20 protein-coding genes are annotated in these 24,647 nt (G+C 66.0%); 5 read left to right on the top strand and 15 right to left on the bottom strand.

What is annotated here, in order from left to right; translation table 11 throughout:
- Positions 1-42: 42 nt before the first annotated feature.
- The 3 genes from ASD68_RS04620 to ASD68_RS04610 all read left to right on the top strand — a co-directional run bounded on the left by ASD68_RS04620 (position 43) and on the right by ASD68_RS04610 (position 3,294).
- Positions 43-1,404 (top strand): nodulation protein NfeD, encoded by a 1,362-nt coding sequence (locus ASD68_RS04620; RefSeq protein ID WP_056603934.1) that lies wholly within the window; start codon positions 43-45, stop codon positions 1,402-1,404.
- A gap of 69 nt (positions 1,405-1,473) precedes the next feature.
- Positions 1,474-2,265 carry a slipin family protein gene (locus ASD68_RS04615; protein ID WP_056079319.1) on the top strand — a complete coding sequence of 264 codons (792 nt, stop codon included), beginning with the start codon at positions 1,474-1,476 and terminating at the stop codon, positions 2,263-2,265.
- Between the two features lie 264 nt (positions 2,266-2,529).
- A complete protein-coding gene (locus ASD68_RS04610) occupies positions 2,530-3,294 on the top strand; it encodes a class I SAM-dependent methyltransferase (RefSeq protein WP_056603931.1) in 765 nt (254 codons plus the stop codon).
- 60 nt (positions 3,295-3,354) lie between these two features.
- On the opposite strand, the gene kbl is transcribed toward ASD68_RS04610, so the two are convergent.
- The 4 genes from kbl to ASD68_RS04590 all read right to left on the bottom strand — a co-directional run bounded on the left by kbl (position 3,355) and on the right by ASD68_RS04590 (position 10,142).
- A complete protein-coding gene (gene kbl, locus ASD68_RS04605) occupies positions 3,355-4,554 on the bottom strand; it encodes a glycine C-acetyltransferase (RefSeq protein WP_056603928.1) in 1,200 nt (399 codons plus the stop codon).
- A gap of 82 nt (positions 4,555-4,636) precedes the next feature.
- Positions 4,637-8,287, bottom strand: a complete 3,651-nt coding sequence (locus ASD68_RS04600; RefSeq protein ID WP_056603925.1) for a DUF748 domain-containing protein — start codon at positions 8,285-8,287, stop codon at positions 4,637-4,639.
- Between the two features lie 127 nt (positions 8,288-8,414).
- Entirely contained in the window at positions 8,415-9,437 is a 1,023-nt protein-coding gene (tdh, locus tag ASD68_RS04595; protein WP_056605179.1) for an L-threonine 3-dehydrogenase, read from the bottom strand.
- Between the two features lie 120 nt (positions 9,438-9,557).
- On the bottom strand, positions 9,558-10,142 hold the full coding sequence (locus tag ASD68_RS04590; RefSeq protein WP_056603922.1) for a DUF1415 domain-containing protein: 585 nt from the start codon (positions 10,140-10,142) through the stop codon (positions 9,558-9,560).
- 134 nt (positions 10,143-10,276) lie between these two features.
- Between ASD68_RS04590 and ASD68_RS04585 the strand changes: the two genes are divergently transcribed.
- Positions 10,277-11,836 carry a YdiU family protein gene (locus ASD68_RS04585; RefSeq protein WP_056603919.1) on the top strand — a complete coding sequence of 520 codons (1,560 nt, stop codon included), beginning with the start codon at positions 10,277-10,279 and terminating at the stop codon, positions 11,834-11,836.
- A gap of 39 nt (positions 11,837-11,875) precedes the next feature.
- Here the strand turns inward: ASD68_RS04585 and glmS are convergent, their stop codons facing one another.
- The 5 genes from glmS to ASD68_RS04560 form a co-directional block, all read right to left on the bottom strand.
- Positions 11,876-13,705: a glutamine--fructose-6-phosphate transaminase (isomerizing) gene (gene glmS, locus ASD68_RS04580; protein WP_056603918.1), complete on the bottom strand. Its 1,830-nt coding sequence runs from the start codon at positions 13,703-13,705 to the stop codon at positions 11,876-11,878.
- Positions 13,706-13,761: 56 nt separating this feature from the next.
- Complete coding sequence (locus ASD68_RS04575) at positions 13,762-15,132, bottom strand: pyridoxal-phosphate dependent enzyme (RefSeq protein ID WP_056603915.1); 1,371 nt, start codon at positions 15,130-15,132, stop codon at positions 13,762-13,764.
- A gap of 169 nt (positions 15,133-15,301) precedes the next feature.
- Complete coding sequence (locus ASD68_RS04570; RefSeq protein ID WP_007081045.1) at positions 15,302-15,529, bottom strand: YdcH family protein; 228 nt, start codon at positions 15,527-15,529, stop codon at positions 15,302-15,304.
- Between the two features lie 533 nt (positions 15,530-16,062).
- On the bottom strand, positions 16,063-16,704 hold the full coding sequence (locus ASD68_RS04565) for a hypothetical protein (protein ID WP_056079299.1): 642 nt from the start codon (positions 16,702-16,704) through the stop codon (positions 16,063-16,065).
- Entirely contained in the window at positions 16,701-17,234 is a 534-nt protein-coding gene (locus ASD68_RS04560) for a DUF4398 domain-containing protein (protein ID WP_235578631.1), read from the bottom strand. Before ASD68_RS04560 ends, ASD68_RS04565 begins: the two co-directional genes overlap by 4 nt.
- Positions 17,235-17,366: 132 nt before the next feature.
- Here ASD68_RS04560 and ASD68_RS04555 point away from each other — a divergent pair, with 132 nt between their 5' ends.
- The gene (locus ASD68_RS04555) at positions 17,367-18,476 is read left to right on the top strand and encodes a PilT/PilU family type 4a pilus ATPase (protein ID WP_056079296.1); all 1,110 of its coding nucleotides are present in this window, start codon (positions 17,367-17,369) and stop codon (positions 18,474-18,476) included.
- A 51-nt stretch (positions 18,477-18,527) separates the two neighbouring features.
- Here ASD68_RS04555 and mnhG read toward each other — a convergent pair whose 3' ends face one another.
- The 6 genes from mnhG to ASD68_RS04525 are packed head-to-tail and all read right to left on the bottom strand — an operon-like array spanning position 18,528 to position 24,435.
- Positions 18,528-18,881, bottom strand: coding sequence for a monovalent cation/H(+) antiporter subunit G (mnhG, locus tag ASD68_RS04550; RefSeq protein WP_056079293.1), 354 nt, complete (start codon positions 18,879-18,881; stop codon positions 18,528-18,530).
- Entirely contained in the window at positions 18,878-19,159 is a 282-nt protein-coding gene (locus ASD68_RS04545) for a K+/H+ antiporter subunit F (RefSeq protein ID WP_056079290.1), read from the bottom strand. Before ASD68_RS04545 ends, mnhG begins: the two co-directional genes overlap by 4 nt.
- Positions 19,156-19,641, bottom strand: a complete 486-nt coding sequence (locus tag ASD68_RS04540; protein ID WP_056603912.1) for a Na+/H+ antiporter subunit E — start codon at positions 19,639-19,641, stop codon at positions 19,156-19,158. The genes ASD68_RS04545 and ASD68_RS04540 overlap by 4 nt, the downstream gene beginning before the upstream one ends.
- Positions 19,638-21,206, bottom strand: a complete 1,569-nt coding sequence (locus ASD68_RS04535) for a monovalent cation/H+ antiporter subunit D (RefSeq protein WP_056603909.1) — start codon at positions 21,204-21,206, stop codon at positions 19,638-19,640. Before ASD68_RS04535 ends, ASD68_RS04540 begins: the two co-directional genes overlap by 4 nt.
- A complete protein-coding gene (locus ASD68_RS04530) occupies positions 21,203-21,541 on the bottom strand; it encodes a Na+/H+ antiporter subunit C (protein ID WP_056079278.1) in 339 nt (112 codons plus the stop codon). Before ASD68_RS04530 ends, ASD68_RS04535 begins: the two co-directional genes overlap by 4 nt.
- Positions 21,541-24,435, bottom strand: a complete 2,895-nt coding sequence (locus ASD68_RS04525; RefSeq protein WP_056603906.1) for a monovalent cation/H+ antiporter subunit A — start codon at positions 24,433-24,435, stop codon at positions 21,541-21,543. Before ASD68_RS04525 ends, ASD68_RS04530 begins: the two co-directional genes overlap by 1 nt.
- Positions 24,436-24,647: the final 212 nt, after the last annotated feature.

Here is a 24,647-nt window from a genome sequence, read left to right as displayed (position 1 = left end):
TGATCCGCGCTACAGTGCCGTCATGGATGCAGGAGGTTCGTGATGACGCGTTGGCTTTTGTTGCTGGCGATCTTGCTCGCGCTCACTGCGACGGCGGCACCTGCGCCGACGCCAGCGAACTCGCCGATGGTCGCCCGCGTGTCGCTCAACGGACCGATCGGCCCCGCCGCCGCGGAATATTTCGACGATGCCGCGGAACGCGCCGTTGCCGATGGCGCGGTAGCGATCGTGCTGCAGTTGAACACGCCCGGCGGTCTTTCCGATTCCATGCGCCAGATCATCGCCGGCATGCTGGCGAGCAAGGTGCCAGTGCTGGCCTACGTGGCACCGGGCGGGGCGCGAGCCGCCTCGGCCGGAACCTATATTCTCTATGCGGCCCAGATCGCCGCGATGGCACCGGCCACCCATGTTGGCGCGGCAACGCCGGTAAAACTGGGCGGCAGCACGCCGATGCCACTGCAGAAGCCGGATGCCGGGCCGGCGGCGGCATCCAGTACGGGCAAGGCCGCGGCGTCCGAGGACGCCGAATCGAACAAGGTCCTCAACGATTCGATCGCCTATATCCGCTCGCTGGCACAACTGCGTGGGCGCGACGCGGCCTGGGCCGAGCAGGCTGTGCGCGGCGCCGCCACGTTGACCGCCAGCGAGGCGGCGCAGAAGCACGTCATCGATTTCGTGGCGAACGACGCCGCCGACCTGCTGGCCAAGGCCAGCGGGCGCCGCGTGCAGGTCGACGGCGAGACGGTCACCCTGCAGTTGGCTGATGCCACCGTGCGTGATTACGCGCCGGGTTCGCGCAGCCGCTTTCTCGGCATCATCACCAATCCCACCATTGCCTATCTGTTGCTGTTGGCCGGCATCTTCGGGCTCGGGCTGGAAGCCCTGCATCCCGGCGCCATGTTGCCGGGCATCGTGGGTGGCATCGCGTTGCTGGTCGGTCTGTATGCGTTGCAGTTGCTGCCGGTGAATTACGCCGGCCTGGCGTTGATGGCGTTGGGCATCGGCCTGCTGGTGGCCGAGGCGGTGACGCCCACCGTCGGAGTGTTTGGCGTGGGTGGACTGGTTTCTTTCGTGTTGGGGTCGATCATGCTGATGAATACCGGCGTGCCGGGTTATGCGGTGAACCTGGGTGTCATTGGCGGTATCGCGGTATGCGCCGCGGGTCTGCTGGTACTGGTCGTATGGCTGGTGTTCCGCTCGCGCCGCTCGCTCCAGGTGACTGGCGACGACGCCATGCGCAGCGATGTCGCCGAGCTGCTCGAACCGGTGGGGGACAACAACGAAACATGGGTCCTGGTGCGCGGCGAGCGCTGGCGCGCCCGCTGCGCAACCGCCCTGCCCAGCGGCGCGCGGGTGCGTGTCGTCGGGCGGGAGGGTTTGCTGTTGCGGGTCGAGCCCCTCTGAAGCGCTCGGAAAGCGGCGCCGCGGGCCATTCCACGATGCCGTTCCAAAAACTGTTGATGGGAGAGAGTCATGTTTGGATTTGTCGGTGTCCTGGTCATCATCGCGATATTGCTGTTGTTCTCCGCGGTGAAGATCCTGCCGGAGTACCAGCGCGGCGTGATCCTGACGCTGGGTCGCTATACGGGCACACGTGGGCCGGGCCTGGTGCTGCTGTTGCCGGTGGTGCAACAGATGATCCGGGTGGATCTGCGCATCACCGTGATGGACGTGCCGCCACAGGATGTGATCTCGCGCGACAACGTGTCGGTGCGCGTCAACGCGGTGGTGTATTTCCGCGTGGTCGAGCCGGACAAGTCCGTGCTGCAGGTGGAGAACTTCCTGCAGGCCACCAGCCAGCTGGCGCAGACGCGGCTGCGCTCGGTGCTGGGCCAGCACGAGCTGGACGAGATCCTGTCGCAGCGCGATTCGATCAACCAGACCTTGCAGGCCATTCTCGATGAATCCACCGACCCGTGGGGCATCAAGGTCGCCAACGTCGAGATCAAGGATGTGGACCTCAACGAAACCATGGTGCGTGCCATCGCCCGCCAGGCCGAGGCCGAGCGCGAGCGCCGCGCCAAGGTGATCCATGCCGAGGGCGAGATGCAGGCGGCCGAGAAGCTGCGCGATGCCGCGGCGATGCTGTCGCAGCAACCGCAGGCGTTGCAGTTGCGCTACCTGCAGACGATGGCCGACATGTCGCACACCGGCAAGTCGTCCACCATCGTGTTTCCGCTGCCGCTGGACCTGATCCGGCCGTTGATGGAGGCGTTCCCCGCCGCCATGCGCGCCAAGGATGACGACAAGCCGATCACCTGGTAACAGGGAAGGGCGCCGGCTGGGAGCGTGGGCGGTGGAAACCAAGGGAGCGAGGCGAAGCGCTTTTGAGTCGGGTTTTTCGATCGTTTGAGGAAGATAGCCGTAGCTATCTGACGAAATGGAGCGGAAAACCCGGCCAAAAGCGCAAAGCCGTAGCCCCTTGCGTTTCTGCCGTCCACACTCCTGGGCTGGCGCCCTTCGTGACTATCGATCACGCGGCGCATCAGGCGCACAATCGGCGCTCCCCCTTCGATGCAGGAGTAGGTCATGCGTCTGACTGTTCTCGCGGCGTTGCTTGTTCTCGCCTTGCCCTCGGTAACCCTGGCCGAAGCATCGGCCCCCATCGTTTCCAATGCCGTCGCCAAGGCCGTTGCCGATCCCGCGCGGCAAGCCGACAAGTCCGATGATGCCCGGCGCAAGGTGGCGCAGGTCATGGCCTTCACCGAGGTGAAGCCGGGCCAGAACGTGCTGGAGCTGGTTCCCGGCAGCGGCTATTTCACCCGCGTATTCAGCGGCGTCGTGGGTACGCAGGGGCACGTGTATGCGGTGGTGCCGAATGAATACGCCAAGGTCGACGATGAAGGTGTCGCGACGATCAAGGCATTGGCGGCGAACCCGCACTACGCGAATGTGAGCGTGCTGACCCAGCCGGCGGCGATGCTGCGTGCACCGGAATCCGTCGACCTGGTGTTTACCTCGCAGAACTACCACGACTATCCCGACCCGTTCATGGGCAAGGTCGATCCGGTGACGCTGGATCGGCAAGCGTTTGCGGCATTGAAGCCGGGTGGCGTGTTCGTGGTGATCGACCACGTGGCGCCGGCAGGTTCGGGCATGCGTGATACCAACACGCTGCACCGCATCGATCCGGCGATCGTGAAGACGCAGGTGGAATCGGCCGGCTTCGTGTTCGATGGCGAGAGCGATGCGCTGCGCAACCCGGCCGATCCGCACGACATCAAGGTGTTCGACAAGTCGATACGCGGCCACACCGACCAGTTCATGTACCGGTTCCGCAAACCCGCAAAGTGATGCGTGGAGGGCGTCGCGGCGGGATGTGATACGTCCCGCCGCGACATTGTCCGCGATGCTTCAGCCGCCGATGACGCCCAGCTTGCGACCCACCCGGGTGAATGCCGCGATCGCCCGGTCGAGTTGCTCGCGCGTATGCGCCGCGCTCATCTGCGTGCGGATGCGTGCCTGGCCCTTGGCCACCACGGGAAAGAAGAAACCGGTGACGTAGATGCCTTCATCCAGCAGGGCGCTGGCCATCGCCTGCGCCTTGGGTGCGTCGTAGACCATCACCGGCACGATCGGATGCACGCCCGGTTTGATGTCGAAACCCGCGGCGGTCATCTGCTTGCGGAAATGGCGAGTGTTCTCCTGCAGCTTCGTGCGCAGTTCGGCGGCGCTGTCCAGCATGTCGAACACCTTGATGCCGGCGGCGACCACGTGCGGCGGCAGCGAGTTGGAAAAGAGATACGGCCGCGAGCGCTGGCGCAACAGTTCGATCACTTCCTTGCGGCCGGTGGTGAAGCCACCCACCGCGCCGCCGAGCGCTTTGCCCAGGGTGCCGGTGAAGATGTCGATCTTGTCCATCACGCCATGCACTTCCGCCGCACCGCGGCCGGTGTCGCCGAGGAAGCCGGTGCAGTGGCATTCGTCGATATGCACCATGGCGTTGTACTTCGCGGCCAGCGCGGTGATCTCAGCCAGCGGCGCGATCACGCCATCCATCGAGAACGTGCCGTCGGTGGTGATCAGCTTGGTTCGTGCGCCGGCCGCTTCGGCCGCCTGCAGCTGCGCTTCCAGGTCGGCCATGTCGCTGTTGGCGTAACGGTAGCGCTGCGCCTTGCACAGGCGGATGCCGTCGATGATCGAGGCGTGGTTCAAGGCATCGGAAATGACGGCGTCCTGCTCGCCCAGCAGCGGCTCGAACAGGCCGCCGTTGGCGTCGAAACAGGCGGCATAGAGGATGGTGTCCTCGGTGCCGAAGAAGGCGGCGATCTTCGCCTCCAGTTGCTTGTGCAGGTCCTGCGTGCCGCAGATGAAGCGCACGCTGGCCATGCCGAAACCATGCGTGTCCAGCGCGTCCTTGGCGGCCTGGATCACCTCGGCGTTGTCGGCCAGGCCGAGGTAATTGTTGGCGCAGAAGTTCAACACCTTGCGACCGTCTTCCAGTTCGATCTCGGCGGACTGCGGCGAGGTGATGATCCGTTCGGCCTTGAACAGGCCCTGTTCGCGGATGGTTTGGAGTTCGCTGGCGTAACGTGCCTTGGCTGAGTAGCTCATGGGGATTCCGGCCGATGGGAAAGCTCGATTTTGACCGCTTGGCGCGGTGCAGGGAAGGAAGCCCGACACGGTGTGCGGGGCGCTATTGCTTCAGGCTGAAATCCGCGCGCGTGCTCTTGCCCTTGTCGTCGATGCCATTGGCGTCGAGCTGCGGTTGCTGCAGTGATACGCGTGCATCGTCCAGCTTGCCCTTCAGCCACGTTTGCACGGCTGCGGCGCGGCGCTCGGCCAGCGCGCGCATGGCCTTGGCGTCCACTGGCACATCGGTTTCCATCAGGCTGCGCATTTCGTCGGGTTCGAGCGACTTTTTCAGGCCGAGAAAGTTGCGCGGCTTGTCCTGCAGATCGTCATGGCGATAGGCGCGGCGCAGGTATTTTCCGTACTCGTCGGGGGTGACGTTGACTGCCGCCAATGCGGCGTCGGACGTGTCGGCGTCCTTGCCTTCGGTGTTCAGCAACTTTTCGCGGCGCACCAGGTTTTCCACCGTGACCTTGCGCAAGCCGTCCTGATCCTTGCTTGGGTCGACCCGGCCGATGATGCCGAGCTTGAGCGATGGTTTCTGTTGCAGCAGGGTCACGATCTTGCCCAGGCGTGCTTGCGCCGCCGTATCGAGTACGGCCGAGCCCGGCGCGAACTCGACATAACCGAGGTCTTCGTCGCTGCCGCCGAAGGCGCCGGCCAGCAGGCGGAACGGGGCGGTGGCGGCCTTGGCGATCAGGTTGCCGATGGCGCGCCAGATCAGCCCGCCCATGCTGAATTGCGGATCGTCCAGTGAGCCGGACACCGGCACGTTCACGTCGATGTTGCCCTGGGTGTCCTTGAGCAAGGCCACCGCCAGCTTCACCGGCATGTGCTTGATGCCCGGGCTTTCGTCGCGCGCGCCGAAGGTGAGCTGGGTGATGAAGATGTGGTTGTCAGCCTTGAGCTTGCGGTTGTCCAGCATGTAGTGGACGTCCACGTTGAGCTTGCCGGCGGTGATCGGATAGCCGGTGTAGCGGGTGGAGTAGGCGGCGAGACGGGTCAGTTCGACCTCGTTGGCCTTGCCCTTGATGTCCAGGAAGGCCACTGGTTGCAGCGGGTTGATGCTGCCGTCGATGTCCACCGGCGAATCGTCGTCCAGCGCCGCCTGCACCGACAGCGCGGCCGGCGGATCGCCGGGGGTGGTGCCGAATGCGCCGATCCTGCCGGTGAGCTTGGTGAGGTTGGCGGTGTAGTTGGGCTTGATGAAGTTGTCGGTGTAGTTGAGTTGGCCGTTGACCAGGGTGATGTCGCCGATATGGATGTCGGGCGGAGGCGTGGCTGGCGCGGAGGTGGCGACTGTCGCGGTCGACGTGGCGGCGGGAGCTTGCGGCAGTGGTGTCGGCGTGGCCGGCGTGGTGCCGGCGGCGCGGGTGACCGACACCGGCGCGGCTTCGGGTGAGGCAACCACGTCGGCCAGGTTCAACTTGCCGTCCGCGTTGACGATCATGCGGGCGTAGAACGAGGTGAGCGCGAGGGCGCCGATGTGTATGCGTGGAGCGTCCTCGCCGACCCTGGCGTCGAGGTTCACGGCGCTGAGCGTGCGCCAGCGCAGGAAGTCGTCATCGGTGAGCTTGTCCTGCACGCGCACGCGTTCCAGCGCGGCGTTGCCTTGGTAGCGCAGCTTTGGCGTATCGCCGCGACCGTCGTAATGCAGCTTGCCGTTGCTGGTGAGCCGGGCGGCGGCCACGGTCACGTTCAGCGGCACGCTGATGTACGGCTCGAAGCGGGCGATGTCCAGCCGCCTGGTTTGCAGTTGCAGATCGGCGCCCAAGGGCGAGGGCCGCAGCTTGCCGGAGGCGGCGAACGTGCCGCGATCGATGGCGCCCTGCAGCTTGAACGGACGTGCGTCGCCCAGCTTGTCGTCCAGGTTGTCGATGCTGCCCTTGAGCGACTTCATCTGCAGGCTGACCGGCTTGGCGCCGGCGGCGAAGTCGGTGAAGGCGAGCGCGCCATCATCGAGACCGAGGTGGGCGATGCTCCAGTGCCAGGGCTGGTCGTGTTCTGCCGCGACAGCGGCCTTTCGCTGGCCGGCCGGTGCTGCCAGCAGTTCCAGCAAGCTGAGGTCGCCGTTGTGCTGCCGCTGCAGTTTCAGGTCGAGCTTGCTGACGGTGACCGTGCCCAATTGCGCCTGGCGGCTGGCCAGGTCGAGCAGGCGCAGTTCCGCCTGCAGTTTGCCCCAGGCCAGCGGCGTGCCGTGTTCCTTCGACGGTGCTTCAAGCGCGAAGTCGCTTACCGTGGCGTGCGCGTCGGCTAGGTGCACGTTGAACGTCTTGCCCCAGTCGAGCTGCAACTGACCGTCGGCGTCGAGCTTGCCCTTGGTGACCTGAGCGGCCATGGGCGGTGCCATGGCTTGCAACGGGGCCACGTCCACCTGCTTGAGGCCGAGTCGGGCGGCCAGCCGGCCGGCGGCCAGATCCAGCGTGCCCTTGGTCGACAACGTGCCGCCGCCGAGCCGGGCGGCCAGATCGATCCGGCCGGCGGGAGCAGGTTGCAGGCTCAGGCCCTGCAGCGCGCCATGCAGGTCATCCAGATCAAGCTTGTGCCTGGCGGCGTCGGTGTAGCGGATGGTGCTGCCAGCCAGCGCCAGCGAGGCGATGCGCAGATCGGTCGGCGTCGCGTCGGGCGCGGCTGGTGCTGAGTTGGTGGTCAGGCTGTCGAAGTTGCTGTGACCGTTGGCACCTTGGGTGTAGTGCAACTGCGCACGGTCCAGTTGCAGCGCACCCAGGTGGTAGCGCGAAAGCAGCGGTTGCACGTCGGCCAGCTCGACGCGGCCGTGGCCGAGTTCGAGGATCGGCTCGCCGTGATTGCTGGCGAGCGCGAAGTCGTCCAGTTGCAGGTGTCCGGTCAGTTGGAGTTGGGGCGTCGGCTTGGTTTGCGCGAAATGCAGCTCCAGGTCGCCGCTGAGCCGCCCCTTGGGCACGGCCACCGGCAGTGGCACGGGAACGTAGGTCAGGTAGCGCGGCAGGTCCAGCTGGTCGAGTTGGAAGTGCATCACTGCTTCGCGGGTATCCGTGAAGGGCTTGGTGTGGCCGTCGATGCGCAACGGGCTGCCGTCCACCCGCAGTGACAACAGCGGCTGCACAAACACGTCGGTGTCGCTGGGCAGGTTGGCGATGAAGGGAATGCCCAGCTCCAGTTGCTCGACGTGGTGGCTGGCCTTGGTCAGCTGGTCATCGAACTGGATGTCACCCGCGTGCACGCCGATGTTGGAGAGCGAGAAGCGCGCCGGTGGCGCCTTTGGGTCCGCGGGCTCGGAAGCGTAGCGTTCCAGCAGGTCGGTGAAGTTGAAGCGCCCGTCGGCAGTGCGCACGATGTGGATCCGCGGGTGCTGCAGGCGCAGCTCGTCCAGCACCGGCGCGCGGCGGAACAGCGAGGTCCACGAGACGTTGATCACGGCTTCGTCGACGTCCACAAAGGGCGCGCGGCCGTCGTGGTCGGCGATGTGCAGCTGGTCCAGCTGCAGGCGCAAGGTGAACGGGTTGAAGTGCACCGCGCTCAGCGTCACCGGCCGTGACAGGGCAGTGCTGGCGCGCTTCTCGATCTGGCCGCGGATAATCGGCGGCGCGGCGAGGAAACCCAGCAGGCCGAACACCACCAGCACGATGGCGGCGATCAGCGCGATCTTGCGCGCGCGATGCGACTGGTACAGCTGCCGTGTCTTGTCGCGGGTTGTCGCCAGGTGGGCACCTGCCATGGAGCGAAGGGCATTCATGCGAACTTTCCGGTGGCGTCATGGGCCGGCAACAGCCTGCCGGGCCTTCCTTGCGGCCGGTGGCGACCGGCTACGGGAAGTTTACGCAGATACCGTAATGCGGGTGCCGGTGATGCGTCGCAATCGTTCAGCTCCAGGAGCAGACGATCTTGCCGCACTGGCCCGCATCCATCAGGTCAAAGCCGCGCTGGAAATCGTCGATGGCGATCTGATGGGTCAGCACTTTCTGCAGCGGAAAGCCGGTCAGCACCATTTGCGTCATCTTGTACCAGGTCTCGTACATCCTGCGGCCGTAGATGCCTTGCAGGGTGAGGCCCTTGAAGATCACCTTGTCCCAGTCGATGCCGGCGCCGCGCGGCATGATGCCGAGCATGGCGATCTTGCCGCCGTGGTACATGCAGTCGAGCATGTCGTTGAACGCGCGCGGGTTGCCGCTCACCTCCAGGCCCACGTCGAAGCCTTCGATGTGCAGGTCCTTCACCACGTCGCCCAGCGACTGGTTGGCCACGTTGACCACCCGCGTGGCGCCCATGTCGGCGGCGAGTTTCAGCCGGTAGTCGTTGACGTCGGAGACCACCACGTTGCGCGCGCCCACGTGCTTGCAGATGCCGGCGGCAATGATGCCGATGGGGCCGGCACCGGTGATCAGCACGTCCTCACCGATCAGGTCGAACTCCAGCGCGCAATGCGCGGCGTTGCCGTAGGGGTCGAAGAACGCGGCCAGTTCGGACGAAATCTGGTCGGGGATCGGCCACAGGTTGGAGGCGGGCATGCTCATGTATTCGGCGAACGCGCCGTTGCGGTTCACGCCGATGCCGACGGTGTGCGGGCACAGATGCTGGCGGCCGGCGCGGCAGTTGCGGCAGTGGCCGCAGACGATGTGGCCTTCGGCCGAGACCCGGTCGCCGATCTTGTAGCCGGTGACGCCGGGGCCGATCTCCACGATGCGTCCCACGAATTCATGGCCGATGGTGAGGCCGGGCTTGATCGTGCGCTGGCTCCACTCATCCCACTTGTAGATGTGCAGGTCGGTGCCGCAGATCGCGGTTTTCTCGATCTTGATCAGCACCTCGTTCGGGCCGACCTCCGGCACTGGGACTTCTTCCATCCAGATGCCCTGTTCGGGCTTGCGCTTGACCAGCGCCTTCATCATCTTGGGCATCACGGTTCCATGATCGGCGCGCGCTCTCGCGCATGCTTCGATTATAGAACCGCGCTGAAAAGGGCCGCCTGCCGAAAGTCACGCGCCTTGCGCGATGGCGCGTTGCGTTCAGTCTTTGTCGTCGCGCCACAGCGCCTGCCAGCCCGCGTGGCCCAGCCGCTCCAGGGTGGCGATGTTGTTGCGGTAGATGGCATCGGTGTCACTCATCGATTCCATCGCCCGCTCCACGCTCGCCTCACGCAGCAGGTGCAGCGTGGGCCAGGGCGAGCGGTTGCTGAAATTGGTGATGTCGTCGGGGCTGCTGTCGGCAAACTGGTAGTCCGGATGGAAGCTGGCGACCTGCCATATGCCTTCCAGCCCCAGCGTCTGCAATGCCGCATCCGCCACGTCGAGGAAGTCGTTGTAATCCAGGAAATCGGTGAGCACGTAAGGATGGATCAGCAGGCCGGTTTCGCACTCTTCGGGCGTCAGCGCGTTCAGCGATTGCAGTTCGCCGCAGAGATCATCGAGCAGCGCGTCGGTGTCGCGTGCATGGCTGACGCGCATGCGCAGCTTGCCCTGCACGTGTGGGGCACGGGCGAATGGGCAGAGGTTCAAGCCGATCACGGCGCGCTCCACCCAGCGCGTGGTGTCGGCGATGTACGAGGCGTCCTCGGGCAGGGCGTCGGCGTTGAGGCTGGGCGTATCGGGCATGGGCGTTTCCGCAGATGTCGGTGTGGCGGACTATAGCCGCATGGGCGTTACGGCTCGCGGCATGTGACGACGCCTTGCAAGGCATCGTCGCCGACCGGATATAGGATGGGTCTCTCCTGCCGATCGGCCTCCGCATGCTCAAGCTGCGTTTCGACAATGCGTTTGTCCGCGAATTGCCCGCCGACCCCGAGCGGGGCGCGGGCTTGCGCCAGGTGGAAGGCGCGCTGTATTCGCTGGTCGAGCCCACGCCGGTGGCCGCGCCGCGGTTGCTGGCGTATTCGGCAGAAACCGCGGCCCTGCTGGGTATCCGCGCGACGGACATCACCACGCTGGCTTTCGCGCGGGTATTCGGCGGCAACGCGCTCTTGCCGGGCATGCAGCCGTTCGCGGCTAATTACGGCGGCCACCAGTTCGGCAACTGGGCCGGCCAGTTGGGGGATGGGCGCGCGATCTCGCTGGGCGAGGTGATCAATGCGGCCGGCGAGCGCTGGGAAGTGCAGTTGAAAGGTGCCGGACGCACGCCGTATTCGCGCGGTGCGGACGGGCGCGCCGTGTTGCGTTCGTCGATCCGCGAATTCCTGTGCAGCGAGGCCATGCATCACCTGGGCGTGCCGACCACACGCGCGCTCAGCCTGATCGACACCGGTGAGCCGGTACTGCGCGACATGTTCTACGACGGCCATGCTGCGCCGGAACCGGGTGCCATCGTGTGCCGTGTGGCACCCTCGTTCATCCGTTTCGGCAACTTCGAATTGCCGACGTCGCGAGGCGATGACGCGTTGCTGCGGCAACTGGTCGACTTCACCATCCGCCGCGATTTTCCCGAGCTTGGCGGGGAGGGCGAGGCGCTGTACGGCGAATGGTTCGGTCAGGTGTGCGAACGCACCGCGCGCATGGTAGCGCACTGGATGCGGGTGGGTTTCGTGCACGGCGTGATGAACACCGACAACATGTCCATCCTGGGTCTCACCATCGATTACGGCCCCTACGGCTGGATCGACAACTTCGATCCGGACTGGACGCCCAACACCACCGACGCGCAGCGTCGCCGTTACCGCTTCGGCCAGCAACCGGACGTGGCGTGGTGGAACCTGAGCCGGCTGGCCGGCGCGCTGGCGCCGCTGTTTTCGGGTGTCGAACCCTTGCAGGCCGGGCTGGATCGCTACGCCGCCGCGTATGCCGCGGCCGACCGCGCCAACATCGCGACCAAGCTGGGCCTGGTCGAATGCCGCGACGAGGACGTGGCGTTGATGCAGTCGCTGCACACGCTGATGGCGCGGGCGGAAGTGGACATGACGCTGTGGTTTCGCGGATTGAGCGACATCGACCCTGACGCGCCCACGCTGGCGCCCATGGACGACGCGTTCTACGACGCCTCGAAGCGGCGCGACGCGGAGCCGGCGCTGGACGAGTGGCTGAAGCGTTATGTCGAGCGCCTGGCCACCGATCCGCAAACCGTCGCCCAGCGCCGCGAGCGCATGCGCGCGGCCAATCCCCGCTACGTCCTGCGCAATTACCTGGTGCAGAACGTGATCGACCGGGCGCAAGCCGGTGATGCCAGCGGCATCCAAGAACTGCTCGACGTGATGCGGCGGCCTTACGACGACCAGCCGGGGCGCGAGGCGTTCGCGCAGAAACGCCCTGACTGGGCGCGGCACAAGGCGGGATGCTCGATGCTTTCGTGCAGCTCCTGAGACGGGCGGCGTGCTGCCGCCCGCGCAGGTCCGTCCGGCTTATTCCACCGTCACCGATTTGGCCAGGTTGCGCGGCTGGTCCACGTCGGTGCCGCGCAGCACGGCCACGTGGTAGGCCAGCAACTGCAGCGGTACGGTGAACACGATCGGCGCGATGAAGCTGCCACCGGAAGCCACGCGCAAGGTGGCGCCGTTTTCGGTCATGTCGTCCATGCCGGCCGCGCCGTCGGCGAACACGATCAGACGGCCGCCGCGGGCACGCACTTCCTGCAGGTTGGATTTCAGTTTGTCCAGCAGCGGGCCGTTCGGCGCCACCGCCACCACCGGCATCTTCTCGTCGACCAGCGCCAGCGGGCCGTGCTTGAGCTCGCCGGCCGGGTAGGCCTCGGCGTGGATGTAGGAGATTTCCTTGAGCTTCAGCGAGCCCTCCAGCGCCACCGGGTAATGCGCGCCGCGGCCCAGGAACAGGGCGTGCTGGCGATGGATGAATTCGGCCGCCAGTTCGACGATGGCCGGCTCCAGTTTCAGGGCGTCCTCGATGGCGCGCGGCAGGTGTTGCAGCTCGGCGCACAGTTGCGCATGACGCGCCGGGTCCATGCCGTTGCGTTGCGCCAGTTCCAGCGCGAACAGCGCCAATGCGGCGAGCTGGGTGGTGAAGGCCTTGGTCGAGGCCACGCCGATTTCCGGGCCGGCGCGGGTCATCAATTTCAGATCCGCCTCGCGCACCAGTGACGACTCGGGCACGTTGCAGATCACCAGCGTGCCGAGATAGCCGCGGCGGGTCGACTCGCGCAGCGCCGCCAGCGTGTCGGCGGTTTCGCCCGATTGCGAAATGGCGACCAGCAAGGTGTCCGGCGGCACCACCGCGTCGCGGTAGCGGTATTCGCTGGCTACTTCGACGCTCACCGGCAGGTGGGCGAATTCCTCGATCCAGTATTTGGCGACGAGGCCGGCGTGGTAGCTGGTGCCGCAGGCGATGATGTGCACGCCGCGCGTGCGGCGCAGCAGTTCGTCGCTCTCGATGCCGAAGATGTTGGGCAGCACGCCGTGCGGCCCCAGCCGCGCCTCCAGCGTGTCGGCCACGGCGCGCGGCTGCTCGAAGATTTCCTTCTGCATGTAGTGGCGGTACTCGCCACGCTCGACCGCATCGGCGGACAGCTCGCTTTCGTGCATGGCGCGCTCGACCGACTGGCCGTCTAGGCCGCAGATCTGCACGCTGTCGCGGGTGATCTCGACCACGTCGCCTTCGTCGAGGTAGATGATCTTGTTGGTCACCTGGATCAACGCCTGCGCGTCCGAGCCCAGGAAATTCTCGCCAATGCCCAGGCCCACCAGCAGCGGTGCGCCGCGGCGGGCGCCGACCACGCGGTCGGGCTCTTTGCTGCTGACCACGGCGATGGCGTAGGCGCCTTCCAGTTCGCGCACGGTAGCCAGCACGGCGTCACGCAGTTTCAGTCCGCTGCTCAGTTGACGGTCGATCAGCGCGGCCATCACCTCGGTATCGGTTTCCGAGGTGAACACGTGGCCGGCCTGCTGCAACTCGGCGCGCAGGCTGGCGTAGTTCTCGATGATGCCGTTGTGCACGATTGCCACGTGGCCGGCGATGTGCGGATGGGCGTTGGCCTGGCTGGGCACGCCATGGGTGGCCCAGCGCGTGTGCGCAATGCCGGTGCCGCCGGGCAGGGGGGCGGCCAGGTAAAGCGCTTCCATCTCGCGCACCTTGCCCTTGGCGCGCACGCGCTGGATATCGCCACCGGCCAGCACGGCCAGGCCGGACGAGTCATATCCGCGATATTCCAGTGCCTTCAGGCCAACGATCAGCAATGGCGCCACATCGCGCTGGGCAACGGCAGCAACAATTCCACACATCGGAGAAATCCTTTTGGATTGGTTGGCGGCGGGTCGCGGTGACGCGCCGGAAGTGGTCAGTTGACCTTGCGGCGCAGGTAATTCAGCAGATCGATGCGCGTGATCAGGCCCAGGAAATCGTCGCCGTCGACCACGATGGCCACGTGCCCACGCTCGAATACCGGCAACAGCGCGGTAATCGGTTCGCGCATGTCCAGCATGTGCAGGTCGCTGATCATCGCCACGGAGACAGGATCGCGGAAGCGGGTCTCGTCGGTGTGGACGTGCATCAGCACATCCGACTCGTCGACGATGCCCACCAGCTTGTCGCCATCCATCACCGGCAACTGCGACACGTCGTAGAGTTTCATGCGGGTGTAGGCGGTGACCAGCAGTTCGTTGGGGCCGATCACCACCGTGTCGCGCTCGGCATAGGGGCGCAGCAGCAGGTCGCGCAGGTCGCCGTGCTGCTTGCGCTCCAGGAAGCCGTTGTCGAGCATCCAGTAGTCGTTGTACATCTTGGACAGGTATTTGTTGCCGGTGTCGCAGACCAGCGTCACCACACGCTTCGGCTCGGTCTGCTCGCGGCAGTATTTCAGCGCGGCGGCGACCAGCGTGCCGGTGGATGAACCACCCAGCACGCCTTCCTTCGCCAGCAATTCGCGCGCTGTGAGGAAGCTTTCCTTGTCGGCAATCGCATAGGCCTTGCGCACGCGGGAGAAATCGCTGATCAGCGGCAGGAAGTCCTCGCCGATGCCCTCGACCATCCAGCTGGCGGATTTGGTCGAGAGCGTGCCTTCATTGATGTACTGGCAGAGGATCGAGCCGACCGGATCGGCCAGGATGATCTCGGTGGCCGGCGAGTGTTCGGCGAAATACTGCGACAGGCCGGTCAGGGTGCCGGAGGAGCCGCAGCCGACCACGATGGCGTCCACCTTGCCATCCATCTGGGCGAGGATCTCCGGGCCGGTCGACTGGATGTGCGTGGCGGGGTTATCCGGGTTGCCGAACTGGTTGATGAAGTAGGCACCGGGCGTTTCGTTGGCGATCCGCTCGGCCATGTCCTGGTAATACTCGGGATGGCCCTTGGCCACGTCCGAGCGGGTCAGCACCACTTCGGCGCCCATCGCCTTGAGGTTGAAAATCTTCTCGCGGCTCATCTTGTCGGGTACCACCAGCACCAGCCGGTAGCCCTTTTGCTGCGCCACCAGCGCAAGGCCGAGGCCGGTATTGCCAGCGGTGCCTTCCACCAGGGTGTCGCCGGGCTTGATCTTGCCCGCGCGTTCGGCGCCTTCGATCATCGAAAGGCCGATGCGGTCCTTCACCGAGCCGCCGGGGTTCGCGTTCTCCAGCTTCAGGAACAGCTCGCAGACCCCCGTGTCGAGGTGCTGCGTGCGCACCATCGGGGTGTTTCCGATCAGTTCCAGGACACTTTGGTGAATCGTCATGGTTGCTCCGTTGCAAGAAGGGGTCGGGCGCCATGCGCCGCGTGACAGACGCCAATGATAGCCGAGCAGATGGGCGATTCCGGTGCGCGCGTGGTGCCAGAACGGCGGCGGCCCCGGCATCCGTCTTTCGAAGGAGGCCGGGGCCGCGTGTCATGTCAAACCGGGCAGGTTAATGCGTGAGGGTTCTGCGACTTTCCCACATCCGTTCGAGCCGAGCCTTGGCCTGCAACTTTTCCTTCTTCATGCTGTTGAGGGTGAGGTTGTCGATGGGGAGTACGCCGATGTCGGCATCGTGGACTTTGCTGTCGAGTTGCTTGTGCCGTTGATAGAGCCGGCGGAATTCGGCATCCGCCTTCATCAAAGCCTCGACATCGTCACGCTGCTGGTTTTCAAACATGATCCGACCTCCTCGCGAGTGGGCTGGCGGGCGCCTGGTTGCGGTCGCCCGCAGACGTATGAATGCATGCGCGCACCAACGACCCGCGCCGGGACTCCGGAATCGCGGGTGGGGATGTGAACGCTGATGGGCATGAATTCAGGTCAGTGACCCATGGGTCAGGGTGCCCATGGGACTTTGACCCTACACCGGCCCGAGGGGGTTAGCAAGCTGGTTTCATGGCTTGTTTGAACGCGGTCAAATTAAAAGAAAAAACCTGTCGAAACAGGCTTTTGCGTTCAGCTTGGAGGTGGCCCCGGAAGTGGATGACGGGGCTTGGCGTGGCGCGGTCTTCGGGCTGTCGGGTGCCCGTATTTTTGGGCATTTTCGCAAGCACCGGCCCCTCTCCTGTGTCCTCTCCCCAAGGGGGAGAGGAGGTCAGGGTCGCTTCGGACTTTGCGGTGCGTTGGCGCTACGGACCTACTTCGAGGACACCGGATAGCCCCCTCTCCCTGCGAGGAGAGGGGGTGCTCGCGGGAAACCGACGTCGCGATTTACGGCTTCTTCGGTTTCGGTGCCGGGGTGGCCGCGGGTGCTTCGTCGCCGCTTTGCATCTGTGAACGCATCGCCTTGGCCACCTTGGTCGCCAGCTCGGCTTCACGCCGTGCGGCCCTGGCGACCTTGCTCTGGGCGGCGGCGAGCCGCTTGGCTTTTGCGGCTTCGTTGCGGGCCTGCTCGGCAGCCTGCGAATACGCTTCGCCCTGCTGTTGCAGACGGGCGGTTTCTTCCTGCGCCATCTGGTACTGCATGCGCTGGCGCTCCAGCTCGCGGCGTGCCCGGTCGGCTTCGCGGCGGCTGTTGTCGAGCAGGATCTGGTCGTGCTCGCGATCGAGCTGGGTCAGCTTGAGCTGGGCATCCTGCAACTGCGCCGCGGCCTTGGCCAGGTCCACCCGGCGCTCGGCCAGATACAACTCGTGCGCGCGATCGCGCGAACGCGCCTGGGCCAGCCGGTTGATCGCATCGTGGGCGCGTCCCTGTTCGGCCTGGGCGTAATTGCCCAACGTGGGATCGTTGGCCAGTTGATCGAGGCTGTTGTTGAGGCGGTTGACGTCGATGTCGTCCTGCGCCGCATGCACGGCTTGTGCGCCAGCCAGTGCCAGCAGTGCGCCGGCGAAAAGGGTCGGGAAACGTTTCATGGCTGGCTCCCCTGTGCAGTGGGATCGGGAGTCTGGTCGGGTTGGGCCGGGGTGCTGGGTACGGTCTGAAAACCTTCGCCCGGCGCCGGTGTGGTGAGTGCCGAAGCCGCCGGTGCCGGCATGTCGTCGAGTTGCGGGGCGGCGTTCCCGGTGGGTGCGTAGTCGTTCTCCGCCGGGGCAGGGGATGACGCATCCTGCTCACCCTGTTGGCGCAGTCGGGCGTTCTCCTGCACCTTGGCCTGGATCTGCGCGCGCGCCGCGCCCAGTCGTGCCTTGGCCCTGGCCAGTTCGGCGTCGGCCCGCGATTCATCGGCCAGATTGGCGGCGTCGGCATATTTGCGCTGCGCCATCGCGTTCTGTGCCTGCTGGAACTTGTCCTGCGCAAACCCCAGGTCGACCGGCGCGTAATCGGCCGCATCGGCGTCGCGTGCGGCCTGCAACTGGTTCTGCGCCAGGTTCATCGCATTGTCCGGTGGCGGCACGCTGGCGCAACCGCCAATAATCAGCGCCACGCCCAGGGCGGTCGCCATCGCAAAAAGTCGGCGGGAGGCCCGCGCCGGCTGGAAAAAGATGTGCACCATCACATTCCTAATCGAGTTTTGAAGCGTATTGTGTGCAGGCATAATCCTTCATTGCAACGCACACTGTTACAGGGGTCATACGTGGACATCGGTTACTTCCTGAAGCTCATGGTAGACAAGGGCGCGTCCGACATGTTCCTGTCGACAGGCGCCCCCGTGAACATCAAGGTGGAGGGCAAGCTTTACCCCTTGGGCAATACCGGCCTGCCCAACGGCATGGTCAAGAAAATCGCCTATTCGCTGATGGACGAAGGCCAGGTGCCGCAGTTCGAGCGCGACCTGGAACTGAACATGGCGCTGGCGGTGAAGGACGCCGGCCGTTTCCGCATCAACGTGTTCAAGCAGCGCGGCGAAGTGGGCATGGTGATTCGCGCGATCAAGAGCGAGATCCCCAGCATCGACCAGCTGCAGCTGCCGTCGATTTTCCGCGACCTGATCATGGAGCCGCGCGGCCTGATCCTGGTGGTGGGCGCCACCGGCTCGGGCAAGTCAACCACGCTGGCGGCGATGCTCGACCAGCGCAACAGCAACTCGTCCGGCCACATCCTCACCATCGAGGATCCGATCGAGTACCTGCACCGGCACAAGAAATCCATCGTCAACCAGCGCGAGGTGGGGCTGGATACGCACAGCTACCACGAGGCGCTGAAGAACGCGATGCGCGAGGCGCCGGACGTGATCATGATCGGCGAGATCCGCGACACCGACACCATGGAAGCGGCGATCGCGTTCTCCGAAACCGGCCACCTGTGCCTGGCCACGCTGCACTCCAACAACGCCGACCAGACACTGGAACGCATCCTCAACTTCTTCCCCGAATCGGCGCACAAGAACGTGTTGATGAACCTGGCGCTGAACCTGCGCGCGGTGATCAGCCAGCGCCTGGTGATCGGCAAGGATGGCCGGCGCATTCCGGCCGCCGAGGTGCTGCTGAACACCCCGCTGATCCGCGACATGATCCGCCGTGGCCAGACCCACGAGATCAAGGAAGCGATGGATCGCAGCCTGCAGGAAGGCATGCAGACCTTCGACCAGTCGCTCTACCGGCTGTACAAGGAAGGCCGCGTGGAGTTGGAAGAAGCGCTCAACAAGTCCGATTCACGCGATGGCCTGGCCCTGAAGATCCGCCTGGCCGAAGGCGGCAGCAACGCGGAACTGGCGGGCAACGACCCTTACGGCATGGGTTTCTGAGCCACCGGGCGCCGGTCCAAACGGGCGCCCACAAGGACAAACATCCACGCCTCATTCCAGCGTGGTGCGCCGGGGCGGCTCCTGTGCTTCCTCCACCCGATTGCGGTACAGCGCCGCGCGCACCAGCAGCATCAGCGTGATCGGCGTGGTCAGGGTGAGGAACACGCCGATCAGGATCTCGTAGAAGATCGGCCGCCCGTGCGCCACCGAGAAGCAGATGATCGAGCCGGCCAGCATGAAGAACGCGCCGAAGGTGGTACCCAGCGTGGGTGCATGCACGCGCTTGTAGAAATCCTTCAGGCGCAGCAGTCCCAGCGAGCCGACGAAGGCAAAGCCCGAGCCCAGCAATACCAGCACCCCCACCATCACCGCGGCCCACGGTGGCAGCGCGTCGAGATGGTTCATTCGATCACCTCGCCACGCAGCAGGAACTTGGAAAACGCCAGCGTGCCGGCAAAGCCCAGCAGGGCGATGATCAGGCCCGCCTCCACATACAGCTCGCTGCCGGTGCGAATGCCGATGCTGAGCAGCAACAGCATCGCGTTCACGTACAGCGCGTCCAGCGCCAGCACGCGGTCCTGCGCGCGCGGCCCGCGCACCATGCGGATGATCGAAAAGGCCATCGCCAGCAACAGCAGGTATTGCGCCGCCACGATGGCGAACGCCAGGAAACCATGGCTCATTGGAAGATCTCCAGTAGGGGCCGCTCGTAGCGTTGCTTGATGGTGTCGATCCAGCTTGCCTCGTCGACCAGATCCAGCACGTGGATCAGCAGCACGTTGCGGGCCGAGTCGTGATCGACCCAGATCGTGCCCGGCGTCGAGGTGATGATGCAGGCCAGCGCGGCCAGCCCGTAATGGTCGGTGAGCTCCAGCGGGATCGCCACGAAGCCCGAGGTGAACCGCCCGCGTCGGCGCAGCACGATCCACGCCACCGCCAGGTTGGAGCGCACGATGTCGCGCAACACCCGCAACAGCAGCTTGCCCAGCAGCGGGTAGTGACGCACCCGCGCCCGTGGCGGACGCAGCTTGCCGAACGCCCACGCCAGCCCCAGCGCGATCACCACGCCGCTGGCCACCGTGGCTGGCGCCAGGCTCTGCCGCAGCAGCAACCAGGCCAGCAGCAGGAAGCCGGCCATCAGCGGATGCGGCAGCCAGCGCCTCACGGGAACACCGCGCGGATGTAATAGGCCGGTGCGTGCAATTGCTCGGCGGTGGCCGCCAGGTAGCGCAGCGGGGCGTCGGCCCACACGCTCAAGGCCAGACACGATCCCAGCAGGATCAGCACCGATACGGCCTCGCCCAGGCGGATGGGGGGGAAGGTCCAATCCTCATCGGCCCAGAAAATCTGGATGCCGGTGCGGCACATCGCGATTACCGTGCAGAAGCCCGCCACCACCACCAGCGTGAACAACGCTATTGCGCCGCGGCCCGCCCCGGTTTCCAGCATCGGTGCCAGCAGGGCGAATTTGGCCAGGAAGCCGGACAACGGCGGCAACCCGGCCAGCACCAGCGCGCAGACCAGGAAACACATGCCCAGCAGCGCCACCGGCGCCGGCAGCGTGGCGCGGTTCTCGTCTTCGTCCGCGTACAGCGCTTCACCGGCTGGGTCGTACGGTTCCAGCAGGGGCGTCGCCTCGGCCTCGTCGTCGGGCGCCAGCATGCCGGCCAGCAGGAAAAACGCGGCGATCGCCAGGGTGGAGATCACCAGGTAAGCCAGCGCGCCCGCCGTGACCGCCGGATGCTGCAGGCCGATCGCGCCGAGCAGGGTGCCCGAGGAGATGAGCACGTTGTAGCCGGCCAGCTTGCCCAGGTCGCGTGCGCCCAGCATGCCGACCACCCCGACCACCACCGTCGCCATGCCGCCCCACAACAGCCAGGTGTCGCCGAAATGGGCCGAGGCCGGGCCCGCGCCATCGCCGAACAGCAACAGGCTCAACCGCAGCAGCACGTAGACCCCCACCTTGGTCATGATCGCGAACATCGCGGCCACCGGCGACGTCGCCGCCGCGTAGGTGCGCGGCAACCAGAACCCCAGCGGCCACATCGCCGCCTTCACCAGGAACGCCACGCCCAGGATCGCGGCGCCCGCATGCAGCAAGGCGCGCGTGTTGTCCGGCACCGTGGGAATCAGTTGGGCCAGCGCCGCCATGTTGAGCGTGCCGGTGACCCCGAAGATCAGGCTGACGCCCACCAGGAACAGCATCGAGGCGAGCAGGTTGACCGCGATGTAATGCAAACCGGCGCTGACCCGGCGCGCGCCCGGCCGATGCAACGCCAGGCCATAAGTAGCCGCCAGCAGCACCTCGAAGAACACGAACAGGTTGAACAGGTCCCCGGTGAGGAAGGTGCCGTTCAAACCCATCAGAAGGAATTGGAACATCGGCTGCACCGGGCCGCCGGGCTGTTGCCAGCGACCCAGCGCGCACGGCAACAGGGCCAGCGCCAGCACCGCGGTAAGCAGCAGCATCAATACCGACAGCCGGTCGGCCACCAGCACGATGCCGAACCGGGCCGGCCAGTCGCCAATGAGGTAGACCGCCGTCAGGCCGTCGCCGGCCGCTGCGCCGGTCACGCCCACCAGCAGGGCGGCGGCCAGCAATACCAGCGCCACACAGGACGCCACGCTCAACGCGGCCACCAGCCGTCGCCGCCGTTCGCCCAGCAGCAATTGCAACGCCGCCACCAGCAGCGGCAGCACGATCGGCAATACCAGCAGATGCGCGCTCATGGCGTGCCGTCCTTGCCGTCGACGTGGTCATTGCCGGTGAGGCCGCGCGAGGCCAGCAGCACCACCAGGAACAACGCCGTGGTGGCGAAGCTGATCACGATCGCGGTCAGCACCAGCGCCTGCGGCAGCGGGTCGGCGTACTGCGTGATGTCGGCGCCGCTGCGCAGCACCGGGTCCGCGCCCGTGCGCAAGCCGCCGATGCAGAAGATGAACAGGTTCACCGCGTAGGAAATCAGGGTGAGGCCGATGATCACCTGGAACGTGCGCGGGCGCAGCAGCAGCCACACGCCCGATGCCGCCAGCACGCCGATCGCCAATGCCAATACCGCCTCCATCAGCGATCTCCCTCGGCATCGACCACGGGCTCGCCCAATACCCGCGGGCGGCGCAGCGACTGGTGCGCCAGCGCCACCAGCATCAAAGACGTGGCGCCCACCACCACGAAGAACACGCCCAGGTCGAACAGCATCGCCGTGGCCAGCGGCAGCTCGCCCAGCAACGGTATGTCGGCGTGGCGCGAGTGCGAAGTGAGGAACGGGTAGCCGAACGCGAGCGAGCCCAGGCCGGTGCTCACCGCCAGCAACAGGCCGGCGCCGATCCAGCGCAACGGCGCCACCCGCAGGCGCACCTCCACCCAGCGCGCGCCGCGCGCCATGTACAGCAGCACCAGCGCCACCGACACGGTGATGCCAGCGGCAAACCCGCCACCAGGCAGGTCGTGCCCGCGCAGGAACAGATGCAGGCCGAACAGCACGATCACCGGCGCCATCAACTGCACGATCAGCCCCGGGATGCGCAGGTAATCGGCCACCACCGAAGCGGTGCCGTTGTCGCTGGCCTCGAAGGCTGCCTGCAACCGTTGCTGTGCGGGCGCGTCCACGCTCTCGATCGCCGGACGGAAGCGGCGCAGCAGCGCGAATACCGTCAGCGCCACGATCGCCAGCACGCTGATTTCGCCCAGGGTGTCGAAGCCGCGGAAGTCGACCAGGATCACGTTGACGACGTTGTGGCCGCCGCCCTCGGTGTACGCGCGCTCCAGGAAAAAGTGCGAGATCGAATCGGCCACCGGATGCAGCATGGCTGCATAGGCCAACGTCGCCAGCCCCAATCCCACGCCGGCGGCGATCACCATGTCGCGACGGCGGCGCAGGCGGGCACGGCGGCTGTCCGGTGCCATGCCGCTGATGCGCTTGGGCAGCCAGCGCAGGCCGAGCAGGATCACGATGGCGGTGACCACCTCGACCAGCAACTGGGTCGCCGCCAGATCCGGCGCCGACAACCACACGAAACTGATGCACGACACCAGGCCGGCGCCGCCGGTGAGCAGCAGCGCGGCGAGTCGATGGAACTTCGCCTGCGTCGCGGCGCCTATCGCGCAGGCGCCCCCGAGCAGCCACAGCAGTGCGAACGCGGGATCGACACCCGAGCCATGCAGCGACAGCGGCAGCGACGAACCCCACATCGCCATGCCCGCCGCCAGTGATGCGGCCAGCACAATCAACAGCAACTGCGGTTGCAGCCGGCGACTGGGGAACAAGCCTTCCAGCGCGGCCGGCAAGGTGGCGGTGAGCAGCGTCAGCATCCATTCGAAGATCCGCCTGCCGCTGAACCGGCCGAGCAGCGGCAGCGTTTCGCGCCCCGCGAAATAACCGCGCAGCACCACGTAGACCACACACCCGGCCACCAGCGCGATCGCGCTCATCAACAGCGGCGGCGTCAACCCGTGCCACACCGCCAGGCTGAACGCGGGCGTGGCCTCGCCGAGTACCGAATACGCCGCTGCGCGCAACGGCGGCCCGATCACCCGCGCCGGCAACATGCCCACCAGCACGCAGGCCAGCGCCAGCAGGCCGATCGGCAGGCGCATCCAGCGCGGCGGTTCGTGCGGTTGGCGCGGGTAATCGTCACGCGCGGGGCCGAAGAACACGCCCAGCGCGAAACGCAGTGAATAGACCACGCTGAACGCACTGGCCAGCACGGCGATCGCCGCGGCGGCCATGTCCACCGCGGGGCCGCGATGGGTGGTCAGCGCCACCGCGAAGAACATCTCCTTGGACAGGAAACCGTTGAGCAAGGGCACGCCGGCCATCGCGGCGCTGGCGATCACCGCCAGCGTGGCGGTGATCGGCATGACGTGGCGCAGGCCGCCCAGCCGCCGCAGATCGCGCGTACCGGTTTCGTGATCCACCGCACCGGCGGCCATGAACAGCGATGCCTTGAAAGTAGCGTGGTTGACGATGTGGAAGATCGCCGCCACCGCGCCCAGCGTGCTGCCCAGGCCAATCAACATGGTGATCAAACCCAGATGGCTGATCGTCGAATACGCCAGCACCGCCTTCAGATCCTGCTGGAACACGGCTGCGGTTGCGCCCAGCAACAGGGTCAGCAGGCCGGCGCCGCCCACCAGCCAGAACCAGGCGTCGGTACCTGACAACACCGGCCAGAAACGCAGCAGCAGAAACACGCCGGCCTTGACCATGGTGGCCGAATGCAGGAACGCCGAGACCGGCGTCGGCGCCGACATCGCCTGCGGCAGCCAGAAGTGGAACGGGAACTGAGCGCTCTTGGTCAGCGCGCCCAGCAGCACCAGCACCAGCATCGGCGTGTACAACGCGTCGGCGCGCACCTGTTCGCCGGCGGCCAGGATCACATCCAGGTCGTAGCTGCCTGCGATGTGACCCAGCAACATCATCCCCGCGAACAGGCACAAGCCGCCGCCGGCGGTGACGATCAACGCCATGCGCGCGCCCTCGCGCGCCGACGCGCCCTGGTTCCAGTAGCCGATCAGCAGGAACGAGAAGATGCTGGTCAGCTCCCAGAAAAACACCAGCTGGATCACGTTGCCGGACATCACGATGCCCAGCATCGAGCCCATGAACGCCAGCAGCAGCGCGCAGAAACGATTGAGCGGATCGTCCGGCGGCATGTAGTAGCGGGCATACACACCCACCAGCAGCCCGATGCCGCAGATCAGCATCAGGAACAGCCAGCTGAAGCCATCCACGCGCAGCACCAGATCCAGCCCCAGCGACGGCACCCAATGGACGACGTGGCGCAACGCGTGGCCGCCATCCATCGCCGGATAGATGCCCACCGCCAGCAACAGGCACGCCGCCGCGGTGGCGATCATCAGCCATGTCGCCCATTGCCGCCCACGCACCATCAACACGACCACGCTGGCCAGGAAGGGCAGGCAGAGCATGGCGAGTGCAGCGAGGTCGTAAGGCATCGGGCCACCGTTCGGGGAATACGCCGGCAGCACCGGTCGCGCAGCGCACGCATCGCCATGCGCTTCCGCGGACGGAAGGCATGAGTCGCGAAAACGAGCGCCATTTCCGAGTCTACAGGCCGCGTCGATCTACCCGCAAAGCTCTATAGTCGTGGTCGCGCTGTCGGCTTCAAACAGCCGGCCGCGCCATCATGTCAACCTGCAGGGACCAC

Origin of the sequence: Rhodanobacter sp. Root627 (assembly GCF_001427835.1) — a bacterium.
Classification (GTDB): domain Bacteria; phylum Pseudomonadota; class Gammaproteobacteria; order Xanthomonadales; family Rhodanobacteraceae; genus Rhodanobacter; species Rhodanobacter ginsenosidimutans.
Note: the sequence above shows the minus strand (reverse complement) of the source record. Positions and strands in the feature narration are given on the sequence as shown.